The organism is Paraglaciecola sp., from assembly GCF_039964565.1.
Lineage (GTDB): Bacteria > Pseudomonadota > Gammaproteobacteria > Enterobacterales > Alteromonadaceae > Paraglaciecola.
The window spans coordinates 155,282-176,704 of sequence record NZ_JBDVXF010000039.1; the positions used below are offsets into that span (position 1 = coordinate 155,282).

The 21,423-nt window shown below is 40.4% G+C and carries 19 protein-coding genes; 12 read left to right on the forward strand and 7 right to left on the reverse strand.

Features of this window, described 5'->3' with window-relative positions; translation table 11 throughout:
• The first annotated feature begins 217 nt into the window (after positions 1–217).
• Positions 218–907, forward strand: coding sequence for a DUF2982 domain-containing protein (locus ABJK37_RS17765; RefSeq protein ID WP_348356730.1), 690 nt, complete (start codon positions 218–220; stop codon positions 905–907).
• A 26-nt stretch (positions 908–933) separates the two neighbouring features.
• On the opposite strand, the gene ABJK37_RS17770 is transcribed toward ABJK37_RS17765, so the two are convergent.
• Entirely contained in the window at positions 934–3,978 is a 3,045-nt protein-coding gene (locus tag ABJK37_RS17770) for a 7TM diverse intracellular signaling domain-containing protein (RefSeq protein ID WP_348356732.1), read from the reverse strand.
• A 549-nt stretch (positions 3,979–4,527) separates the two neighbouring features.
• Here ABJK37_RS17770 and parC point away from each other — a divergent pair.
• Both parC and ABJK37_RS17780 read left to right on the forward strand, forming a co-directional pair.
• Entirely contained in the window at positions 4,528–6,852 is a 2,325-nt protein-coding gene (gene parC, locus ABJK37_RS17775) for a DNA topoisomerase IV subunit A (RefSeq protein ID WP_348356734.1), read from the forward strand.
• Between the two features lie 69 nt (positions 6,853–6,921).
• The gene (locus tag ABJK37_RS17780) at positions 6,922–8,184 is read left to right on the forward strand and encodes an ectonucleotide pyrophosphatase/phosphodiesterase (RefSeq protein WP_348356736.1); all 1,263 of its coding nucleotides are present in this window, start codon (positions 6,922–6,924) and stop codon (positions 8,182–8,184) included.
• Between the two features lies 1 nt (position 8,185).
• Here the strand turns inward: ABJK37_RS17780 and ftsX are convergent, their stop codons facing one another.
• Genes ftsX through ftsY form a run of 3 tightly spaced genes read right to left on the reverse strand, consistent with a single transcriptional unit; the run spans position 8,186 to position 11,321 of the window.
• Positions 8,186–9,166, reverse strand: coding sequence for a permease-like cell division protein FtsX (gene ftsX / locus ABJK37_RS17785; RefSeq protein WP_348356738.1), 981 nt, complete (start codon positions 9,164–9,166; stop codon positions 8,186–8,188).
• Positions 9,167–9,214: 48 nt separating this feature from the next.
• Entirely contained in the window at positions 9,215–9,910 is a 696-nt protein-coding gene (ftsE, locus tag ABJK37_RS17790; RefSeq protein WP_348356740.1) for a cell division ATP-binding protein FtsE, read from the reverse strand.
• Positions 9,911–9,926: 16 nt separating this feature from the next.
• Positions 9,927–11,321: a signal recognition particle-docking protein FtsY gene (gene ftsY, locus ABJK37_RS17795; RefSeq protein ID WP_348356742.1), complete on the reverse strand. Its 1,395-nt coding sequence runs from the start codon at positions 11,319–11,321 to the stop codon at positions 9,927–9,929.
• A 71-nt stretch (positions 11,322–11,392) separates the two neighbouring features.
• Between ftsY and rsmD the strand changes: the two genes are divergently transcribed.
• A complete protein-coding gene (rsmD, locus tag ABJK37_RS17800; protein ID WP_348356744.1) occupies positions 11,393–12,001 on the forward strand; it encodes a 16S rRNA (guanine(966)-N(2))-methyltransferase RsmD in 609 nt (202 codons plus the stop codon).
• A gap of 3 nt (positions 12,002–12,004) precedes the next feature.
• On the opposite strand, the gene ABJK37_RS17805 is transcribed toward rsmD, so the two are convergent.
• Together ABJK37_RS17805 and ABJK37_RS17810 are read right to left on the reverse strand one after the other, a co-directional pair.
• Positions 12,005–12,589 (reverse strand): YjaG family protein, encoded by a 585-nt coding sequence (locus ABJK37_RS17805; protein ID WP_348356765.1) that lies wholly within the window; start codon positions 12,587–12,589, stop codon positions 12,005–12,007.
• Positions 12,590–12,647: 58 nt separating this feature from the next.
• Positions 12,648–13,238 (reverse strand): YhgN family NAAT transporter, encoded by a 591-nt coding sequence (locus ABJK37_RS17810; RefSeq protein ID WP_348356746.1) that lies wholly within the window; start codon positions 13,236–13,238, stop codon positions 12,648–12,650.
• Between the two features lie 230 nt (positions 13,239–13,468).
• Here ABJK37_RS17810 and ABJK37_RS17815 point away from each other — a divergent pair, with 230 nt between their 5' ends.
• Complete coding sequence (locus ABJK37_RS17815) at positions 13,469–13,651, forward strand: helix-turn-helix domain-containing protein (RefSeq protein WP_215930762.1); 183 nt, start codon at positions 13,469–13,471, stop codon at positions 13,649–13,651.
• Between the two features lie 69 nt (positions 13,652–13,720).
• Here ABJK37_RS17815 and pepB read toward each other — a convergent pair whose 3' ends face one another.
• On the reverse strand, positions 13,721–15,004 hold the full coding sequence (gene pepB / locus ABJK37_RS17820) for an aminopeptidase PepB (protein WP_348356749.1): 1,284 nt from the start codon (positions 15,002–15,004) through the stop codon (positions 13,721–13,723).
• Between the two features lie 73 nt (positions 15,005–15,077).
• On the opposite strand from pepB, the gene sfsA reads away from it, so the two are divergent.
• The 7 genes from sfsA to panC all read left to right on the forward strand — a co-directional run bounded on the left by sfsA (position 15,078) and on the right by panC (position 21,143).
• Positions 15,078–15,782, forward strand: a complete 705-nt coding sequence (gene sfsA / locus ABJK37_RS17825; RefSeq protein ID WP_348356751.1) for a DNA/RNA nuclease SfsA — start codon at positions 15,078–15,080, stop codon at positions 15,780–15,782.
• 166 nt (positions 15,783–15,948) lie between these two features.
• Positions 15,949–16,398: an RNA polymerase-binding protein DksA gene (gene dksA / locus ABJK37_RS17830; protein ID WP_215930756.1), complete on the forward strand. Its 450-nt coding sequence runs from the start codon at positions 15,949–15,951 to the stop codon at positions 16,396–16,398.
• Positions 16,399–16,487: 89 nt separating this feature from the next.
• Complete coding sequence (gene gluQRS / locus ABJK37_RS17835; RefSeq protein ID WP_348356753.1) at positions 16,488–17,402, forward strand: tRNA glutamyl-Q(34) synthetase GluQRS; 915 nt, start codon at positions 16,488–16,490, stop codon at positions 17,400–17,402.
• Positions 17,403–17,558: 156 nt separating this feature from the next.
• Positions 17,559–18,854, forward strand: a complete 1,296-nt coding sequence (gene pcnB / locus ABJK37_RS17840) for a polynucleotide adenylyltransferase PcnB (RefSeq protein ID WP_348356767.1) — start codon at positions 17,559–17,561, stop codon at positions 18,852–18,854.
• A complete protein-coding gene (folK, locus tag ABJK37_RS17845; RefSeq protein ID WP_348356755.1) occupies positions 18,851–19,348 on the forward strand; it encodes a 2-amino-4-hydroxy-6-hydroxymethyldihydropteridine diphosphokinase in 498 nt (165 codons plus the stop codon). The genes pcnB and folK overlap by 4 nt, the downstream gene beginning before the upstream one ends.
• 98 nt (positions 19,349–19,446) lie before the next feature.
• Positions 19,447–20,241 carry a 3-methyl-2-oxobutanoate hydroxymethyltransferase gene (gene panB / locus ABJK37_RS17850; RefSeq protein WP_348356757.1) on the forward strand — a complete coding sequence of 265 codons (795 nt, stop codon included), beginning with the start codon at positions 19,447–19,449 and terminating at the stop codon, positions 20,239–20,241.
• A 53-nt stretch (positions 20,242–20,294) separates the two neighbouring features.
• Positions 20,295–21,143, forward strand: coding sequence for a pantoate--beta-alanine ligase (gene panC / locus ABJK37_RS17855; protein WP_215930748.1), 849 nt, complete (start codon positions 20,295–20,297; stop codon positions 21,141–21,143).
• The last annotated feature ends 280 nt before the right edge of the window (positions 21,144–21,423 follow it).

Genomic DNA, 21,423 nt, shown 5'->3' on the forward strand with positions numbered 1-21,423 from the left:
GATAAAAATTCAGGTGTAGTTAAAACAGTTACTTTATGCAATGGATAATAGATTGAATGAAATCCGCTAAAAACAGCTTACTAAGTTGGTGGTACACTGATTGTGTAAGGTGTAAGCGGATCAGAGCTTTAGTTATTTGGGCAGTAATCTGCTGTATTGTGTATCTTTGGTTTTTGGGATAAACAATATTACATTCAACAGGTAAGCGCTGGCAACTATGCAAGATATGATTGAAATCAGAAGTCAAGCTAAGCGCAATATACTCGTGAGCGCTTTGTTGGGAATTGTAGGTCTGTGTTTGGCGGGTATTAGTTTTTCAATCCTTCCTAAATCATTGTTCTTAGTTGGGATTTTCTTAACATGTGGATCACTTGTCACTTTGCTGATTGCTTGGGTCAAATATAGAGAGCCAGCATTTAGTTTTCTTATTTCCAGAACATCTATTCTTTACCAACATCGTCACGGTAAGTGGCAACTAGATTGGCATAATATCCAAAGAATTGATGTACCAAATGTGACCCAAGGATTAGGGCGTACTCCTCTGGATATGATAGGCATTAAAATTAAAGACTATTCAGTCTTTTTAAATAATATCTCACCTAGATTGATGACAAACATACTAATGGAACAGCGTTCATTATTATTTCACGAATTACCTAAATCCGAGGATTGTTCTAGTGGTAACTGTTATAGCGATGACATGTTAGAGGGGGACTATTTTAAGGATGATAAAGATATAGAGTACAAAGGGATCCAAGCGATGTTTGCCAATCGCATGCTTAAATTAAGACAGCGCTTAGGTTACGATCTTTTTGTTGCAGGTTCAGAGCTAGATCGCCCTGAGCGGGAGTTTGTTGATTTGTTACGGCAATGCCAATATCGAGTGTTTAGATCTGCCACGAAATAGGCCCAAGTTTACTGTCCAAATTTAAGTTAAATAATATTGGCGTTTTTGACGGCAATCAAAAGATTAATTGACTCACTTTTTAATTTGCCCATCCTCAATTTTGTGAGTTCAAATTGTTTTCGTTTTAACGCGCCTTCCATATCAGCACAGATAGTCAACATCGCGGGCACCCCTGTATAACAGCAAACACCGTGTAATTGGTGTACCTTGGCTTGCATTTCGTCGTAGCGCTCGAATTGGCTGGCTTGTTCAATGGACTCAACTAGGTCCGGAAGTTGCTCCACAAATTGCTGCAATATATCTTTTGCTGCATCCTCATTTTGATTGGCACGTTTAAGTGCTAGGGACCAGTCAAAACTAAGTTGCTCTTCGTTTATCGGATCAGCTATTTGACACCAGCGTTTGATTAAGTCTATTAAATCGGACAAGTTGATAGGTTTAGGTAAGTAATCATCCATACCTGAAGCCAACAATCTATCTTGCTCTTCTTTGAAAGCATGAGCAGTGACCGCAATAATTGGTGTGCCTAAATTCAAATCTGTTTGTCGTATCCTTTTGGTCGCCTCTAGTCCGTCCATGTTTGGCATTTGTACGTCCATTAAAATCACGTCAAATTCATGTTCTTTACATTGTGCAACCGCATCTGCGCCACTATAAGCCAAGGTAAGTTGCAAGTTGGTATTTTTTAGCCAAGTTGTGAGTAAGCGTAAATTAATTTCCATATCGTCGACAGCCAAGACATTGGCTGCAGGCAATGCAGCCAAACGCTGTTGTAGCTTATCAGTGGGACTTTCTGTTGGTTCATGTAATAAGCTGTTAAGTTTACCTAAGGTTAGAGGGAGACGTATCTTGTGTGTGAAATACTGTGAAAGATCACTGCGATTTGATAATGAGTCTATGCCTGAATATAGCAGTACAGAATTGTCTGTATTTATGTGCCGCGTGGCTTCTAAAATTCCGGGTAGATTGTTTTCTTTATTTTTTGGCACGCATATAAGCGCTAAATCATAATGTTGTTTTAGTTCTTTGAGATAGGTTAATGATTCGACGCCAGTCACACTTGCGCCTAAATATGTGAGTATTTTCACACCACAATGACGAGATTGGGGAAAAGGGTCAAAATAAACTATTTTCTTGTTTTGCCATTCACTATCTGGGCTTAAACTAAGGTTGGTATTAAGCAAGTTACATCTGATTGTAACTGTGAAAGTACTACCAGAGTTTGGAACACTTTGTAGGCTTAGTTCACCGCGCATGAGTTTCACTAATTCTTGGCAAATGACCAGGCCTAAACCTGTTCCTTGATATGAACGACTCAAAGCGTCATCGACTTGAGAAAATGCCGTAAAGAGTTTTCTTTGGTCTTCGCGACTTATACCGATCCCAGAATCTTCAATTTTAAGAACAAGTTCGTATATGCCGTGGTTACGCACTCTGCCGCTAGCGGAAAGACTGACAAAACCTTGATCCGTAAACTTAAGTGCGTTCCCTAGAAGGTTGTTTAAAACTTGCTTTATACGATAACTGTCGCCTATCAGCTTTTCTGGTAGCGGCTCCAAATGGTATACAAACTCAAGATGTTTTAAGTGAGCAGATTTGGCCATAACGCTGACCATGTCTTCCAGCATGTCGTTAGGTGAAAACGGGTGATTGTTGATCTTTAACTTACCCGCTTCAATCTTTGAAAAGTCCAACACATCATTAACAATGCTTAATAAATTATCTGCAGCCGCATTAATAATACTGACTTGCTCTTGTTTTTCTGGGGGCAACGAATTGGAATTTAACTCTTTACTAAAGCCCAATATAGCGTTCAACGGAGTGCGTATTTCATGACTCATGTTGGCCAAAAACTGTGATTTGACATTACTTGCCGCAATTGCGTCTTTACGAGCAATATCTAAGCGTACATTTTGTTCTTCTACTAATTCAATATTGTTTCTTAAATCCTCTGTGGTTTGTTCTACTTCTTGTTCTAATTGGTGACGGCTTTTTTCTACCAACGCTAACGAAAATAATACAGCTTCGATAAAAATACCTAACTGAAAACAATAAGTTGTGAAGAAATTAGAAGGTAATATACCCGCTTGCCCCAACATCGCAATAAGTGTTAAAGCGGAAAAAATACTCCATGCAAAGATAAAATATCGGGCGACATAAAATTGGTTACTAAAACTTTCAAAACCTGAATAGGTGAAACAGGCAATAGCTAAAAAAGTGGTCAAATAAACTAAACCACTTTGCCAAACAGGCGGCAGAATATTGAATATCGACAAAACCCCTAAGACTATTAACGCGCCAATGAGTATTTTTATATAACCCAAAGAAGAAGGATGAGTTTTAGTCATTTCTAAAAAAGAAATAGTAAACAACCCCGAAAAAATACCAATGAGCACATAAACTAAATCAGTGTGGGAACTCGCCCAAATTGTGATTGAACTGGGCATCAATAAATGTAAATGCCCTCCCCAAACAAACTGCCAAACCAGTACAGATAAAACATAGCCAATGTAGGTTGGTAAACTATTTTGCCGTAATCCTAAGTACAAAATAAGATTGTATAGGGCCAGCATAATAAGACCGCCATAAAACAAACCCCATATTAGGTTGTCATAGAATTCAATTTGTTGGTGACGAAGTTGTGTTTGTATATCAACCGGTGCGATTAGTGCCGAACGCTGGCTTTCTATACGCACAAACAAATCAATTGTTTGTGCGTAAGGCATATCGAGATTTAACGTTGGAAAACGATGTTCTGGGTGAGGTCGGGTACTACCGTGACTAACATGGCTTAACACTTCGTCATCTAGCAATACGAAGATGTCTACTTTTTCTAATTGTGTATAGGCAACATCAATCACCCATTGTTTATTGTCGGTTACATTACTGATAGTGGTATGTAACCAAACCCCCTTATCGGAAAATCCATAGTTAGGATTGTCTCCAGGTTGCCAAACAAATTCATCAAGTTTTTGTTTAACCTCGAAAACACCAATTGGTTCATCGGTTTCTCGATATACCTTTAATTGCGATGACAGCCGCAGAGCTTCAAAGGTAGAAATAAGTTGCACATTACCTTGTGCGGATACCAGTATAGGTAGCGACAACAAAATCAAAAGTGAAAATCTGCGCAGGTAAAGCAATATTTAATTCAGTCAGTATGGTGGCTATGGATAACATTAAACCATCCGAATTATGCTTCTGGCAATCTTTAGGATGTGTTAATCACGGATAGTAGGTCGTATATCGAGATGATTTTTCACAAATTATACTTGATTGAGAATAATTTAAAGGCCTTCTACCCCCAATTTTGAATACAGGGTATTGGTTAAATCATCGAGATTGGAGGTATATATCTAAGACTTTGTGTTGTACATCTGTTCTCGTAAAATTATGGTCTGCTTGGGAGCGACATTGTAGTTTGCACTTTAAGAAGGCTTATGTGAGTGGCGACAACAACACCAATAGCTCTTCATGTCGTTTTAGCAGATAAAGATAAACTTAGTTGATGTAATCAGCGCCATTAATGAGGTAATCTATTCATCAGAATAATGAGATCTTAGGTATTATTCCCTTGCAACCAACAATTTAAAACAAGAAGAAGTGGTAAATAGTCAAACATGAGTCAAGAAACCATTATCAATAAAGATGGCATCGAACAGTTGACGATGCGAAGGTTCACTGAAGAATCTTATTTAAATTATTCCATGTACGTCATTATGGACAGGGCATTGCCACATATAGGTGATGGTTTGAAACCGGTACAACGACGAATAGTCTATGCCATGTCTGAACTGGGTTTGAATAACGCAGCTAAGTACAAAAAGTCAGCAAGAACAGTGGGTGACGTCCTTGGTAAGTTTCATCCTCATGGTGATTCTGCATGTTATGAAGCCATGGTGCTAATGGCGCAGCCGTTTTCTTATCGATACCCGTTGGTTGATGGGCAAGGCAACTGGGGTGCGCCAGATGATCCTAAGTCATTTGCTGCGATGCGTTATACCGAATCGCGTTTGTCTAAGTTCAGTGAGGTGTTGCTAACAGAATTAGGCCAAGGTACGGTTGATTGGCAGCCCAATTTTGACGGCACTTTAGATGAGCCCAAAGTGTTACCTGCTCGCTTACCGCATATTTTGTTAAATGGCATTACAGGTATTGCAGTGGGCATGGCGACTGATATTCCTCCCCATAACGTGCGTGAAGTTGCAAATGCGTGTGCCCATTTGTTAGATAATAGCAAAGCTGAACTAACTGAATTATTAGAATTTGTTCAAGGGCCTGATTACCCGACAGATGCAGAAATAATTACCCCAAAAGCCGATATCGCTAAAATATATGCGACCGGTCGCGGCTCGATTAAAATGCGTGCGGTCTATACCGAAGATAATGGTGATATTATTATCACTGCTTTGCCTCATCAAGCATCTGGCGGAAAAATTCTAGAACAAATTGCTGCACAAATGCAGGCTAAAAAACTACCAATGGTCAGTGACTTACGTGACGAGTCAGATCATGAGAGTCCCACCCGTTTATTGATAACCCCGCGATCTAATCGAGTTGACGTAGAACAATTGATGCAACATTTGTTTGCCACCACAGATCTCGAAAAAAGTTATCGAGTTAATATCAATATGATTGGCTTAGACGGTCGACCTCAGGTTAAAGATTTACGAAAGATCCTGACCGAATGGCTAAGTTTCAGAAAAGATACAGTAATACGTAGACTGCAGTTTAGATTAGATAAGGTACTTGCCAGACTACATATTCTTGAAGCATTGATGATCGCTTTTTTGAATATTGATGAAGTTATTCGCATTATCCGATATGAAGAAAAACCTAAACAACAACTGATGGAGCAGTTTAATTTAACGGATATTCAAGCCGAAGCTATTCTTGATTTGAAATTACGTCATCTGGCTAAACTTGAAGAAGTGAAAATCATAGGTGAACAAGAAGAACTAGCTAAAGAAAGAGACGCGCTGCAATTATTATTAGGCTCTGACAAACGTTTAAAAACCCTACTCAAAAAAGAAATATTACAAGCTGCTGAGTTGTATGGCGATGATAGACGCTCGCCAATCGTTGCTCGAGGTGAATCTAAAGCCTTATCTGAAAAAGAGTTAATTCCTTCAGAAGCAGTGACTGTCGTATTGTCTGAAAAAGGTTGGGCTCGGTGTGCAAAAGGACATGATGTCGATGTCGAAGGGTTAAGTTATAAAGCCGGAGATAGTTACCAAGCTAGCGCAAAGGGGCGCAGCAACCAGCAAGTGGTATTTCTTGATTCATCGGGTAGAGCGTTTTCTTGCGATGCCCACGGGTTGCCATCAGCACGCAGCCAAGGAGAACCATTAACAGGCCGCTTTAATATAGTCAGTGGTGAGAAAGTTGAACACCTAGTAATGGGAAGTGATGAGCAACAATATCTGATGGCATCAGATGCGGGTTATGGATTTGTTGGTAAATTTAGCGACATGGTGAGTAAAAACAAAGCTGGCAAGGCCTATTTATCGCTATCTACCGGTTCTAAGATGATAGGTCCGCAACAGGTGTTTGATCTCAAGTCAGACTGGTGTTTAGCTATTTCAAATGAAGGCCGAATGCTAATGTTTCCATTACGTGACTTACCCAGTTTAGGTAAAGGAAAGGGAAACAAATTATTAAGTATTCCGTCAGCAAAAGTGCAGTCTAGAGAAGAGTATGTCAGCGTTTTAGCGGTCGTACCTCAAGGTGCCAATGTTAAAATTTTGGCTGGAAAACGAGGCATGACCTTAACTGCGGCTGACCTTGCTCACTACCAGGGTGAACGTGGTAGGCGAGGCAATAAATTACCTAGAGGATTGCAGCGGGTTGATGGAGTGGAAGTTGAAAAAACTGATATGCCACAGAACGTAACTGATGATTCAGACCCGAGCGGTGACAACGCGACAGATTTACCGGCGCAATAAACCACTATTTCATATGGGGATGGAATGATTTCATCCCCTTCTTAGGCGTCCTAATAGGGTTCAATATACATGTCGAATGTCTACTGTAGATATTTGTTAGCACTTTTTCTATTTGTATCGGTTGACTCAGCATTAAGCTCCGAAGACTCAACAGTGATAATGATTGGAGTGGATGGAATGAGGGCTGATACATTACAACGGCTGCCCGCATCCAACTTACAGTTTTTAGCAGACTCTGGTGTTGTCGCCAATATGATCCCTGCGATGCCCACAAAAACATTTGTGAATTTTTATTCTTTAGCCACTGGTTTGCATCCTAAAAACCATGGAATGATATCTAATTATCCTTATGACCGAAAACTTGGACGCAAATTTAATCGTGGATCTGATGTTGCAGATCCTCAATGGTGGAGTGGAGAACCGATTTGGATTACAGCCGAAAAACAAGGAGTAAAATCTGCTACATACTTTTGGGTTGGTTCAGAAGTTGAAATTGATCACATTCGCCCGTCTTTTTGGAAACCTTATAACAAGCATAAGGACTACTCAGAGCGTATTGACGAAATATTACAGTGGCTTGCGCTTCCTAAGGGCCAACGCCCACGCTTAGTCTTGTTATATTTTTCAGCGGTTGACACCGCCGCACATGATTTTGGCGTGGGGTCGAAGGAGGAGCAAAAAGCGGTGGCTAGGGTTGATAAACATATTGGCGATTTGTTATTGGGTTTGAATAAATTAGGACTTAGAAGTCAGTCAAATATTGTGGTCGTTGCCGATCATGGAATGGTTAATCTATCAGACGAAAGAGTAATTAATCTTGATTCACATATAAGCTTGTCAGAGTTTATTGTTGCAGATTGGGCAGATAACAGTCATTCAGTATTTGCGCCTTTCTTAAATTTATATATTGAGCCACACTTGTTGGATGCAGCCTACGACAAATTACATAAACTACATCCTAACATGCGAGTACTGAAGCGCGGTGCTTTCCCGGTCAATTATCATTTCGACCACCCACAAAGAGAGCCAGATCTTATGTTGTTAGCTGATACAGGTTGGAGCCTGTATGCGAGTCGAGATAAAAGTCATCCCCAATCAATGCAAAAATCGGGACGCTCAATTGCGACCCACGGATATGATAATCAAGATCCTTTGATGCATGCTATATTTATCGCCAACGGACCCGCATTTAAGAAAAACCTTCAGGCTGAGCCCTTTGATAACATTGAAATATACGGCTTGTTGGCCTGCGCCTTAGGCATTCATCCAGCCATTACAGATGGAAATATTAGTACTCTTCAATATTTAATGACAAAAGATTGTACGCCTTAAATTACTTAGGCTCAATTTCCCGTACATGTCGTCTGACTGATAATAGTGATCCTGCCAAACCGAGAAATATTGACAGGCCCAACATCCACAAAAAGGTGCTTAGGTCAGCGCCGGTTAAATTGAAACTCTTTTGATATAATTCGCTAACTAGGCTGATACTGCTGCTCATCCACCACAAAAGTAAAATAACCGCGAACCAAGCCAATAACCCGCCTAAAAATCCATACCAAAATCCGGTATACATAAAAGGCCTTTGGATAAACGCATCTGTAGCCCCAACCAGTTTCATCACTAAAATTTCATCTTTCTTACTAAGAATGTTTAGTCTTATGGTATTGCCAATAATGAGCACAACGGCTAAAAACAACAGTAAAGCAATAACCGTCACTAAATCTTTGACTACATTAAGCAAGGCGTGCAGTCGTTCAAGCCATTCAACATCGAGTTTACCGATATCTACTTCTCGTTCATTGCGTAATTTGTCTAACAATAGACGCGCCGCCACAGGGCTGGCATGACGGGTTGTAGGAGTGACTAATACAACATTGGGTAATGGGTTTTTATCTAAATATGCAATAGCATCACCAAATCCCGATAACTGCTTAAATTCATCAAGCGCTTGGTCTGCAGAAATATAGTGTATCGAATCGATCTCTGGCCAAAGTTGAATACGCTTTAGCAGTTGATCGATATCACCTTGACTGGAATTTTCCTTTAGAAATAATGATATTTGTGAAGCCTGTTCCCAGCCAGAACTAATATTCTCGGCATTTTTAACCATTACATAAAGGGTACTAGGCAAGGTAATACTCAACCCCAAAACTCCAATTGTCATAAAAGATGCAGCCTTGGAGCGCCATAACTCACCTAAGCTACCTAATGCTTGGCGAAAATGACTAACAAAAAACATGATAAAGCGTTGGTAACTTGAAATTTGCGAGATTTGTGCACCTTGCACTCTACCTTGAAACAAAATACTCATACATTTAACCTCACCAATGAGTCTGTTAAATATAATATAATCAATAGCTTAAACATAGAGTTCGTCATTTTGGTCGTCGTCGGTTAAACCATCGGTAATCATCTGTCCTTTTTTAAGCGTCAAAGTCCGATATTTCATTCGAGCAATTAATCCAAGGTCATGTGTTGCGATAAAGACAGATACGCCTGCCTGATTAAAGCCTTCAAATAAGCGAATAATTTCCATCGACAATTTAGGGTCTAAATTTCCAGTTGGCTCATCTGCTAGCAACAAAGGGGGTTTATTGACGACAGCACGGGCTATTCCTACTCTTTGCTGTTCACCTCCAGATAACATAATGGGCAAATCTTTAACCTTGTCACTTAAGTTAACCATTTCTAGTGCTGCATGTACGCGTTTTGCGGTCTCTTTATGGGAATAACCTTCAATAATCAACGGCAAAGCGACATTGTCGAATACACTTTTATCCATCAACAATTGATGGCTTTGAAAAATCATACCAATGTCACGACGAATATAGGCAATTTGTTTTCGTTGGATACTACTTAGGTCATGGCCATTGATAAAGACCTTACCTACCGTAGGTCGCTCCATAATGGATATCAGTTTTAGCAAGGTGCTTTTACCGGCGCCAGAGTGTCCGGTTAAAAATGCCATCTCCCCGGGCTCAATATGGAAATCGACCTTACGCAACGCTTGTTGCCCGCCTGGGTAGGTTTTACTGACTTGCTCAAACTTAATCATAAAGTTTCTTAGTTAGTTAACTGCTCTGTTCTGGCTGATTGTCAGACTCTGTAAACAATGCATTTACAAAATCCTGGCTATTAAATGGTCTTAGATCATCAATACCTTCACCAATACCAACATAACGAATAGGAATATCAAATTGATCGGCAATGGCAAAAATCACCCCGCCTTTTGCAGTACCATCGAGTTTAGTTAAGCTTATTCCTGTTAAGCCAACGGCCTTATTGAATAATTGAGCTTGGCTAACTGCATTTTGGCCGGTGCCTGCATCTAAGGTAAGCATAATTTCGTGAGGCGCTTCAGGGGCAATCTTCTTCATTACTCTGACTACTTTTTTAAGCTCTTCCATCAGATGATCTTTGTTTTGTAAACGGCCCGCTGTATCGGCAATCAAAACATCAATATTTTTTGCTTTGGCTGATTGAAATGCGTCAAAAATTACCGAGGCACTGTCTGAACCGGTTTGTTGAGCCACCACTGGAATGTTGTTTCGCTCACCCCAAACCTGCAGTTGTTCGACAGCCGCTGCTCTGAATGTGTCTCCAGCCGCTAACATGACCTTTTTACCTTGTTGTTGGAATTGTTTAGCCATTTTTCCAATAGTCGTCGTTTTACCTACGCCATTTACTCCTACCATTAAAATAACGAATGGACCAGACTCTGCGTTTAGGAGCAAGGGTGACTCAACTTTCTTGAGAATGTCTGACATTTGATCTTTCAACAATTGATATAAAGCATCGCCATCTTTTAATTGTTTGCGGTCAGAGCTTTCTGTTAAATGTTTTATAATTTTGACTGTGGTATTCATTCCCACATCAGCTACTAATAACTGGGTTTCTAGCTCTTCAAATAAATCATCATCAATAGACTTACCGCGGAATAAGCTAACAAATCCGCTACCGATACTTTCTTTGGTTCGCGATAAGCCTCGCTTTAATTTACTGAAAAAACCAAGTTGTTGGGTATCTTCTTGTTCAATAGACAGTTCAGAAGTTGATTCGTTATTCCCTGTAGGGGTAGGGGAATCTTCTAGCGTTTCTGTTGATTCCTTTTCGGATGTCGCATCAAGGGAATCTAGTTGTGGTTCATGGTTAACATCAGAGTCTTGGAATAGGGACTTTGAATCATTTTCTTTATAAGAATGAATGTTTTCTGATTCACTCAAATCTTCCTCTATCGCGCCTTTGGGGCTGATATCAGCTTCTAAGGTGTGATTTTCTTTCACTTCATCTTGGGCTGTAAAATCAGTCGTTGGTGATGTTAGAACGGTATTTTCAGAACTATCATTCTTTAACGGTTCTGATTGTAAAGCTGTCTCGCGCTCTGCTTCTGACTGAGGGGGATCAATAACAACTGGAGAGGCTTCTGGTTGTTTATCTTTTTTAAGCCATTTGAAAAACTTTGACATTCCGGTGAGAAATCCTAGGTAATTGGGTAAACTATTCGCATCATTTCATAATAATAGCATTTCTATACCAAATGAAGCGAGGCGAAAAACGAACCTTAAAAGGTCAAAAGTTAAATGGCACCAAACCAAGTGGTTCCGTTCGAATTATTAGTGGACGTTTTCGAGGCCGCAAATTGCCTGTTGTTGATGTGCAAGGTTTACGGCCGACAACAGATAAAAATCGTGAAATGTTATTTAGTTGGTTAATGGCATATACCACTGATGCTATTTGTTTAGATGCATTTGCGGGCAGCGGTGGTTTGGGATTTGAAGCTTTGTCTCGTTATGCTGAAAAATGCACTTTTATCGAGTTAGATAGAATGGCGGCAAAAAAACTGGTAGATAATATTCAATTATTAGGTTTGTCTTCTCAACAGGCTGCGGTCGTTCAAGGTAATACCTTGCAGGTATTAAATACTCTAATTCAGCCCTACGATTTAATTTTTTTAGATCCTCCCTTTAATCAAAATTTGCTTCCGGCAACTATTGAACGAATTAATGAAAAATCCTTACTCGCCATTAATGGTGTTATTTACATCGAATGCGAAGGCAGTCAGTACTCCGTTCCTGACAATTGGCGATTAATTAAAGAAAAACGCACAGCACAGGTTTTGGCTAGAGTTTATCAACGTATTGGTTAATTACTATATTTCTAAGCCAATGTTAGTCATTCCTTCTGAGGTTGCTAATTGCTTTAAATGTTTGCAACTATCAGAGTTTTTAGGGCATTTCGATAAGAAGATTAATAATTCTCGTTGAGTCTCAATTTCCCATTGCATCAATGGGTGTTGTTTAATTTCCATCTCGCTAATATTTTTGTCAGTGCTTGCTTCAATAAATGCCTCTACCCCGCCTTGTGATAATTTACTGACCACAACTGCTCCTTGCGGATCTTCTCCTTGAATTAATAAGATACAGGCAGACATAGACATTGCGACATCTATGGCTGGATAGACGCCGTAATTGTCAAAGTCGCTTGCGTCGGGCACCAACTCTTCAATTTTTTCTAATTGGGCTGTAAAATTAATCTTCGCCTTGGGGACGGCTAACCACTCCCAAATAGCGTTTAGACTGTTACGATATTGAGCAGGGTCGGCAAATTCCGTAGCGTCACAAAAAAGTACATAATTAGGTAACATACGTTCTAATAATGTGGCAGAAAATGCAACGGCATGCCAGCCTTCTAGTTCTCTAACTTGTTGAAATATATTTAATTTTTTAGTCAAAATTATTCTCGTGTGATAGTGCTAACTCAATAGAGTGATTAACGTAGTTATCCATGCTTGGTTATCCAAGTGAATAATAGTTGCCAATACCGTCCAGTAACATTTGGATAGAAATCATTATCAAGATCATGCCCATTAACCTCTCAATAGCGGTTAACCCTCTTTCACCTAATAACTTATGAAGATTGCTAGAGAGCATTAAAATGGTTGCTGAAGCTAACCATGCAGCCCCCAGAGCCATGGACCAATCAAGCATACGGCTATGGTCTTGATTAGCTAACAATATAAGCGCCGCAAGTACCGAAGGTCCCGCTACCATAGGTATGGCTAAAGGCACAATAAAAGGTTCTTCGCCCGGTGTTAGTCCTGTTACGCCTCCTGGTTGAGGGAAAATCATTTTAATACCGATTAAGAACAAAATAATGCCTCCAGCAATACTGACGCTTTCCTGACGAACGTTTAAAAAGTCTAATACAATTTGGCCGCTAAATAAAAAAGTGAACATGATTATTAATGAGAATATTAGTTCTCTTGCCAGTACCAGTCTTCTTCGTTTAGGTTCAATTGTCTTTAGTACGGACATAAATACAGGCAAATTACCTAGAGGATCCATAATCAAAAATAAGGTAATAGCCGCTGACCAAGTGTCCATAGGATTTCTCTATAATTTTTGTGGTTTTTAGGTAGTTTATAACATCTTACACTTTTGGCCTAAAAATAGTTTTAATTTCAATAACTTGATGATTTAATAGCCGAGAGTGAAAAGTGTTCAATCAACTTGTACAAATTTTTAATAGATGGCGACTTTAACTAGCAAAATTTAAGCTTTGCGCTTTACTAATAGTCATCAAAATGAAATATAAAAAAAAAGAGGTATATCCGATGAGCCTGATGACTGTAGAGCAAGTAGCCGAGTTTCTAGGTGTTCAGAATGTCAGAATAGAAAGACTAGAAAGAGAGAGTTTACTACCTGCTGCAGAGAAAGACGCTGATGGAAACCCATTGTTTGAAAAGGAAGCGGTAGAAAAATATAAGGTGCTTGCTGAGCGATTGGGAGGCTTGTAGGCAACTTTAAAATCGAAATGGCGATTAGGATTTAATATCGCCGTTTCGATAGTATGTTTTTTCTCTAGGTTACTCTTCTAACAATGCTCGAGCTATGGTTCTAATTCCTTGAGCTGTGGCGCCTATTGGCATTTGTGCGGTACCGCTAGCATTGTATGCCGCTGCTAAATCAATATGTACCCAACCACTTCCTTGTTCATTTACAAATCTAGATAAGAAACCCGCTGCATTGGATGCGCCGCCTCCGCCACCTCCTTTTTGGGGCTTACTATTTGCGGTATCAGCAAACGCAGATGGGCATTTAAATTGATGCCATTTTTCTAAGGGTAAACACCATGAAGGTTCAAACTCTTGTTCCGAATATTTCAATACTCTTTGTTGCAGTGCTTTGTCTAATGCGAACAAGGCGTTGTAATCTTCTCCTAATGCAACACAAGCTGCACCCGTAAGCGTCGCAGCGTCTATGATAAGCTTAGCGCCAGTTTCGGTCGCGGCCATTAAGCCATCTGCTAATACTAATCGCCCTTCAGCATCAGTATTCACTACCTCAACTGTTGTGCCATTTTTGTAGGTGATCACATCCCCCAATTTATATGCATGCCCACTTATAAGGTTTTCTGCGCAACACAAAAATAACTTCACTCGTTTATTAAGTCCTCGCATCATGGCCAGGCCAAGGGCTCCAGTGACGGTGGCCGCTCCACCCATGTCGCATTTCATAGTCAACATGCCTTCACTACTTTTAATGCTATAGCCACCACTATCAAATGTAATACCTTTTCCTACAAGGCAGGCTGAGACAGGGGCACTGTCATCACCTGTGGGGTTGTAGTCAATTTCAATTAATACTGGCGGGCGAATGCTTCCTCGACCTACATGATAAATACCCATCCAATTTTGGGTTTTAAGTTCTTCACCCACCCACCTCTTACTGCTGATATGTTTGTCGTCAATCGATGCAAGCCACTCTTCACAGGTGTCTGCAAGTAACACTGGTGATATATCTTCAGGAGTAGCATTGGTAACATTGCGCGTAAAAATCATGGCCTGATAGCGATGTGATAACTCGTCTTTGTTATCATCGTTACACCATTGAATATGGTGCTGCTTAGTCGTAGTGGTAAAGCTTTGAGCGAAGGCCCATTGTTGTTCAATTTGCCATTCCCCTACTAGTTCAACGCTTAATACTCCTAAAGCTTCTAAGCTGCGGGCCGCTTTTTGAATGTTATTTAAATTGTTTTCAGGCGACACTAGGTGAATTTGTGCAGTTTGGCCATTAACAGACAGTAAAGTACCTGCCGAATAATAATCCGCCGGTGCTTGTGTGGTAATAGAAACAGATAAACGAGACATAACTACTCCATCTAAAGAAAGGTGGTTAGAATAGCATGACGTCTTTAACCGAACATCTTTTTAAGTGGTAACTATGCAGTTCTCTTCGACTTTAATTCAAGGCACTTTGGTCAAGCGATATAAACGATTTCTAGCAGACGTACAATTGCCAGACGGCTCAATCGTAATAGCACACTGTCCAAATACAGGCGCAATGACAGGGTGTGCTGAACCAGGTTGGACTGTATGGTTGTCGCCCAGCAATAATCCCAAACGTAAATTATTATATACTTGGGAGGTGGTATTAACAGACCAAGATCATTGGATCGGAATTAACACTCATAAGGCCAATGCTGTAATAAAAGAAGCGTTACTAGAGGGCAAAATTACTGAATTGAGTGAATACAAATCTATACAAGCTGAAGTGAAGTTTGGTGAGGAAAACAGTCGAATTGATTTTTTGCTTACGGACCCTGAAAAAGAAGCGTGTTTTGTCGAAGTTAAATCTGTCACTTTGTTAGAAAACGATAGGGGCTACTTTCCAGATGCAAAAACTCAACGCGGTCAAAAGCATCTGCGTGAACTTAGCCTGATTGCCAAGCAAGGAAAACGAGCGGTACTACTTTTCTGTGTGCAACACTCGGGTATTCAATCGGTACAAGTAGCAAAGCATATTGACCCTGATTACGCTAGAGAGTTAAAACAAGCAATACTCAATGGAGTGCAAGTTTTATGTTACGGTTGCGAGATTAGTCCAGAAAAAATCTATATAAATCAATCTTTGACGTTTTTTTCATGAAATAGATATTGATTTTTTCTTGAAGACCTCCATATTGCCTAGCTACAAAATTGTTTTTAACTGTAACCGAGAATGTTAAGAGCAAGTAATTGCCAGTGTTACGGCTTTCTGATATACATAGCCGCCGGCACAAACAGCTCATGCCGTAGTTTAGGAGAATTGGCAAATGCCAACAGCAAAAACGAATAAAACACTTGGATTATTAGCACTAGCGGGTTTGACTCCATACGAGGAGAAAAAATCCGAAGAGTACATGAACGAAAATCAACTGGAGCATTTTCGTTTATTATTAAAAGCTTGGCGAGATCAACTTCGCGAAGAAGTAGACCGTACAGTGCATCATATGCAAGATGAAGCCGCTAATTTTCCGGATCCTGTCGATCGTGCAGCTCAAGAAGAAGAATTTAGTCTTGAGTTACGTACTCGCGATAGAGAACGTAAATTAATCAAAAAGATCGAAAAAACTCTGAAACGTATTGATGAAGACGATTTTGGTTTTTGTGACGCATGTGGTATTGAAATTGGTGTGCGTCGCTTAGAAGCTAGACCTACAGCTGACATGTGTATTGATTGTAAGACCATGGCAGAAATTAAGGAAAAACAGCTTCAGGGCTAAGTTTACCTGCTATCCCAAGTGGCGTTTTTAAATTAGCTACTTGGGATGATACCTTTGGTTTTCTGACCATTGTACTCGCATTTCCACATATGAAGATTACTTCTGCAAACACTGGCTATATTGGCCGATTCGCACCTTCCCCATCTGGCCCTTTGCATTTCGGTTCTTTGGTTACGGCACTTGGTAGCTTTTTACAGGCAAAGAGTAATGAAGGTCAATGGTTACTCAGAATTGAAGATATTGACCCACCTCGCGAAATGGTTGGTGCCAGTGATTCAATCATGCGCTGTCTTGAAAGCCATCATTTGTTTTGGGACGGTGAAGTTGTTTTCCAAAGTGAAAGGAGCGACTTATACAACCAAAAAATCCGATACTTAACAGATCAAGGTTTTACATTTCATTGTCATTGTACGCGCGCTCAGTTAGCTGGCCTAAAGCCTCGGCAACTATGTATTTGCGCTCAACAAAATCTTAGCTTAGAAAATGCCGCAATCCGTTTTCATCATCACAAAGTTCATCAACATTTTTACGATGAGTTATTGGGAAATGTTGAATTTCCAAAGCAAAATATACCTTCGCAATTCACCATTAAACGTAAAGATACACTCTTTGCTTATCAATTAGCTGTGGTGGTTGACGACATCGAACAAGGGATTACCGAAGTGGCAAGAGGTGCCGATTTACTCGAGGCGACATTAATGCAACTTGCCTTATATGATGCATTTGCTAGCCTAGCTCCGACGTTTTTACATTTTCCCGTTGTGGTGACTGAGCCAGGTAAAAAACTCAGCAAACAAAATCATGCGGCTGAAGTAGATAACAACAAGGTTGGAGTGAATTTAAGTCAAGCTCTAGGATTTCTTGGCTTACCTGTGACTAATGAACTTCAACGGGAATCCACGGACAATATTTTGAGTTGGGCAATTGATGAATGGAATTTGGACAAAATACCGGTTAAAACAGAGTGTATTGACAATAGAATTGGGCAAGCAGACAGTATATGATTAGCGCCGAATTTTTCTGCCTAAATAGGCGATGTATAAAAGTATCTTAAGCCCAAACAAGGAGCACAGCATATTATTTCTCGCGTAATTGACAAAGTCAGAAGCGCTTTGCGCACTAAATCCTCTGACAAGCCCGCTACACTTGTTGCGAATGTCATTCCCCGTGCGGAGCATTCTGTCTCTCGAAATTCAATGAGTGAAAACGCGCTCAAAGTTCTCTATCGGCTGCATAACAGTGGATATCAAGCCTATTTAGTCGGTGGTTGTGTGCGCGACGCATTGTTGGGCAAAGAACCCAAAGACTTTGATGTGACTACTGACGCGACTCCAGAACAAATTAAGGGGTTATTTCGTAACTGCCGTTTGATTGGTCGCAGATTTAGGCTTGCGCATATTGTGTTTGGTCGAGAAATTATTGAGGTCGCGACCTTTCGTGGCCATCACGACAGCAGTGATGAAGGTGAGTCAAAAACTAGTAAACAAAGCGATCACGGACAATTATTGCGGGATAATGTTTTCGGAACCATCGAAGAAGATGCGCAGCGCCGAGATTTTACAATCAACGCTATGTATTACAATATTGCTGACCATTCAATCAGTGACTTCGCTGGTGGTATGCAAGCGATTAAAGATAAAAGTATTACATTAATCGGCGATCCTGAAACCCGTTATCGAGAAGATCCTGTAAGAATGCTAAGAGCCGTAAGGTTTGCGGCTAAACTTAATATGCATATCAGTAAGGAAAGTGCTGAACCAATTAAACGTTTAGCGCCGCTCATGGCCAATATTCCTCCAGCCAGATTATTTGAAGAAATACTGAAGTTATTATTGTCTGGGCAAGGCTTGGCCACATACAAGTTATTGCAAGAGTTTCATCTATTTGAACAGCTGTTCCCTCAATTGGCCCCTTTGCTATTACAATCTGGTAGCCGTGAGAATCAATTCGTAGAGCAAGTACTTACTAATACAGATAATCGCATCAATACAGGGCAACGAGTTACCCCAGCTTTTATTTTCGCTGCTTTCATGTGGTATCCGTTAGAAGAACGCTGTCAACAATTAATGGTTGAGGGTGGTCTGAACCATTTTGACGCCTTTAACCTTGCTTTAAATGATGTGATGCATCGTCAAATTCAACGGATCATGATCCCTAAACGTTTTAGTGGGCCGATTCGAGAAATTTGGCAACTACAAAATCGGTTACCGAAACGTTATGGTCGCAGAGCCTATCAAATGCTTGAGCATCCTAAGTTTAGAGCCGCGTATGACTTCTTGCTATTACGAGGCGAAATTGAAGGCGGAGATTTATTAGAATTAGGGCAGTGGTGGACAAGTTTCCAAGAAGCGAGTGAAGGGCAACGAAAAAAAATGTTAGAAGCCTTGCGAGAAAAGGAAGGTGCCCCTGCTCGACGCCCAAGACGTCACCGCAAGAAACCTAAACCCAAAGTATGACTCCCGTTTATATCGGCTTAGGAAGTAACCTAGGCCAGTCACAAAAACAAATTCAAGCTGCCTGTAGAGACTTGAGTCAGTTATCAGAAACTCGGTTGATTAAATGCTCTAGTTTGTTCCAAAGCCTACCAATGGGACCCCAAAATCAACCCAATTATGTGAATGCAGTAGTGTTAATTGAAACCAGACTGTCCCCAGATTGCCTATTACACCAAACTCAAAACATAGAAACTCAGCACGGGCGTATTCGAAAGTCTGATAGATGGGGGCCGAGAACCTTAGATTTGGATATTCTATTGTATGGGCAACAACAGCTTAATGAAGTCAACCTCACCATTCCTCACATAGGCATGAAGCAAAGAGAATTTGTGCTTTACCCACTTTTCGAGATTGCACCTGAATTAATTTTACCCTGTGGTGAAAAATTGTCCGATTTGGTGCGTGCATGCCCAAAAAATGGGTTACAAATAATGTCAGAACTAGTACTAATCTAGAAATTAAGAAAAATTCCAGTATAGTGCGCCTACCATGGGCATGGCGCCTAAGCAGTAAATAGTATTTTTGTTGGCAACAAAAATTTGGAGCATATCTAATGAAAAAAGTAACGACTTCAACCTTGCTAAAAATGAAGCAAGAGAATACTAAAATCACTGCTTTAACTGCATACGATGCGAGTTTTGCAAAATTATTTGACGAACAAGGTATCGAGGTATTGTTGATTGGTGATTCACTTGGAATGGTTCTAAAAGGAGACGACGACACATTAAGTGTTACCCTTGAAGAAGTTTCCTATCACACCCGATCTGTTAAAAAGGGGGTCGAACGAGCCTTTGTTGTAGCAGATATGCCTTTTATGTCTTATTCAACTCCTGAAGAGGCCTACTTGAACGCAGCGCAGTTGATGCGAGCAGGTGCGAGTATGGTTAAGCTTGAGGGGGGGAGTTGGCTATTGGATACCATTAAAGGCTTAACCGAACGCAGTGTCCCAGTGTGTGGTCATTTAGGCCTCACACCACAATCAGTGCATGTTTTTGGTGGATTTAAGGTGCAAGGGCGCGATGATCTGCAAGCTGAAAATATTCTAGAGCAAGCAAAACAACTTGAGCAAGCCGGCATACAATTATTGGTGCTAGAGTGTATTCCCTCTGACTTGGCCGATAAGATATCTCAAAGTCTTAGTATCCCAGTAATAGGTATCGGTGCAGGACCACAAACTGACGGTCAAATTCTAGTCATGCATGATATGTTTGGAATAAGTGCTAACTATATGCCCAAGTTTTCCAAAAATTATCTGCAGCATAGCAATGACATGCGTGAAGCCGTGAGTCAGTATATTCAGGAAGTGCAAGACGGGAGTTTCCCTTCTGATGAGCACAGTTTCAACTAGCGCATCACTTTGGATAACTGCTAGCAATTAAATATCAAAGTAAACAAATAACTATGCAACTAATTAAAGAAATTACACAGCTACGTGAAATAAGAAGAACTTGGCAAAACAGTTCTAAGGTGATTGCTTTTGTCCCTACCATGGGAAATTTGCACAAAGGGCATTTAAATCTTGTGCGCGAAGCTAAAAAGAAAGCGGATATAGTGGTGGTATCTATTTTCGTGAATCCTTTGCAGTTTGGTCCAGATGAAGATTTAGATGCTTACCCTAGAACCTTAGAAAACGATAAATACTTATTGGAAGACTTAGGGGTAGACGCACTTTTTATGCCCACTACTGATGACATTTATGCGAGAGGATTAGAGCAACAGACGTTTGTTGAAGTGCCTGGTTTGTCTTATATGATTTGTGGTGCAAGTCGACCTGGTCATTTTCGCGGTGTAGCAACTATAGTCTGTAAATTATTTAATATGGTACAGCCCAACTTGGCGTTTTTTGGTGAAAAGGACTTTCAGCAACTACAAGTGATCAAAGCCATGGTTACGGATTTATCTATGAACCTTAAGGTGTTTGGCGTGACTACCACCCGTGAGGATGATGGTTTAGCCATGAGTTCTCGGAATCACTATTTGACTGATAAAGAACGTAAGTTAGCGCCCACTCTCTTTGCTAAGATGAATGAGCTTGCAGATGAAATTCAAGCTGGCCGTAGAGATTTTTCTAAGTTAACTTATGATTACAAAATACAATTGGCGGATGCTGGGTTTAACCCCGACTATTTAGAAATTCGCAATACTGAAAACTTGCTTCAACCTGGCCATGAAGATCAGCATTTAGTGTTGTTGGCCGCAGCATTTTTAGGTAAAACTAGGTTAATTGATAACTTACAAATTAAGTTATGAAACCTGTTCAATGAGTTATACCAATCCATCCTAACAATTGATCTCTCAGCGAGATTTAAAATCACCTAATCAAGGCGCGCGAATGAAGCAATAGTTATTCTATTGTAAGTTCGTGCAACGCAGAGTAGGTGCTTTTAAACCTCGCCCAAAGGGAGAACACCAGCGACTTTCACTCTTCGTTCTAGTCCTTTGAAAGGGGGTAGCCATTCCTGCAGGACTACGCCTCGATTGAAAGTCGCTGGTGTTCTCTGAGTGACTAATTGATAAGATGAATTGGTAT

Bases quoted from the DNA above. Each gene is read 5' to 3' on its own strand.
- parC (WP_348356734.1), top strand. From the start codon at position 4,528: ATGAGTCAAGAAACCATTATCAATAAAGATGGCATCGAACAGTTGACG.
- panB (WP_348356757.1), top strand. From the start codon at position 19,447: ATGAAAAAAGTAACGACTTCAACCTTGCTAAAAATGAAGCAAGAGAAT.
- ftsE (WP_348356740.1), bottom strand. From the start codon at position 9,910: ATGATTAAGTTTGAGCAAGTCAGTAAAACCTACCCAGGCGGGCAACAA.
- dksA (WP_215930756.1), top strand. From the start codon at position 15,949: ATGCCAACAGCAAAAACGAATAAAACACTTGGATTATTAGCACTAGCG.
- ftsX (WP_348356738.1), bottom strand. From the start codon at position 9,166: ATGAGTATTTTGTTTCAAGGTAGAGTGCAAGGTGCACAAATCTCGCAA.
- ABJK37_RS17780 (WP_348356736.1), top strand. From the start codon at position 6,922: ATGTCGAATGTCTACTGTAGATATTTGTTAGCACTTTTTCTATTTGTA.
- panC (WP_215930748.1), top strand. From the start codon at position 20,295: ATGCAACTAATTAAAGAAATTACACAGCTACGTGAAATAAGAAGAACT.
- sfsA (WP_348356751.1), top strand. From the start codon at position 15,078: ATGCAGTTCTCTTCGACTTTAATTCAAGGCACTTTGGTCAAGCGATAT.
- ABJK37_RS17765 (WP_348356730.1), top strand. From the start codon at position 218: ATGCAAGATATGATTGAAATCAGAAGTCAAGCTAAGCGCAATATACTC.
- pepB (WP_348356749.1), bottom strand. From the start codon at position 15,004: ATGTCTCGTTTATCTGTTTCTATTACCACACAAGCACCGGCGGATTAT.
- ftsY (WP_348356742.1), bottom strand. From the start codon at position 11,321: ATGTCAAAGTTTTTCAAATGGCTTAAAAAAGATAAACAACCAGAAGCC.
- ABJK37_RS17815 (WP_215930762.1), top strand. From the start codon at position 13,469: ATGAGCCTGATGACTGTAGAGCAAGTAGCCGAGTTTCTAGGTGTTCAG.
- gluQRS (WP_348356753.1), top strand. From the start codon at position 16,488: ATGAAGATTACTTCTGCAAACACTGGCTATATTGGCCGATTCGCACCT.
- rsmD (WP_348356744.1), top strand. From the start codon at position 11,393: ATGAAGCGAGGCGAAAAACGAACCTTAAAAGGTCAAAAGTTAAATGGC.
- ABJK37_RS17810 (WP_348356746.1), bottom strand. From the start codon at position 13,238: ATGGACACTTGGTCAGCGGCTATTACCTTATTTTTGATTATGGATCCT.
- folK (WP_348356755.1), top strand. From the start codon at position 18,851: ATGACTCCCGTTTATATCGGCTTAGGAAGTAACCTAGGCCAGTCACAA.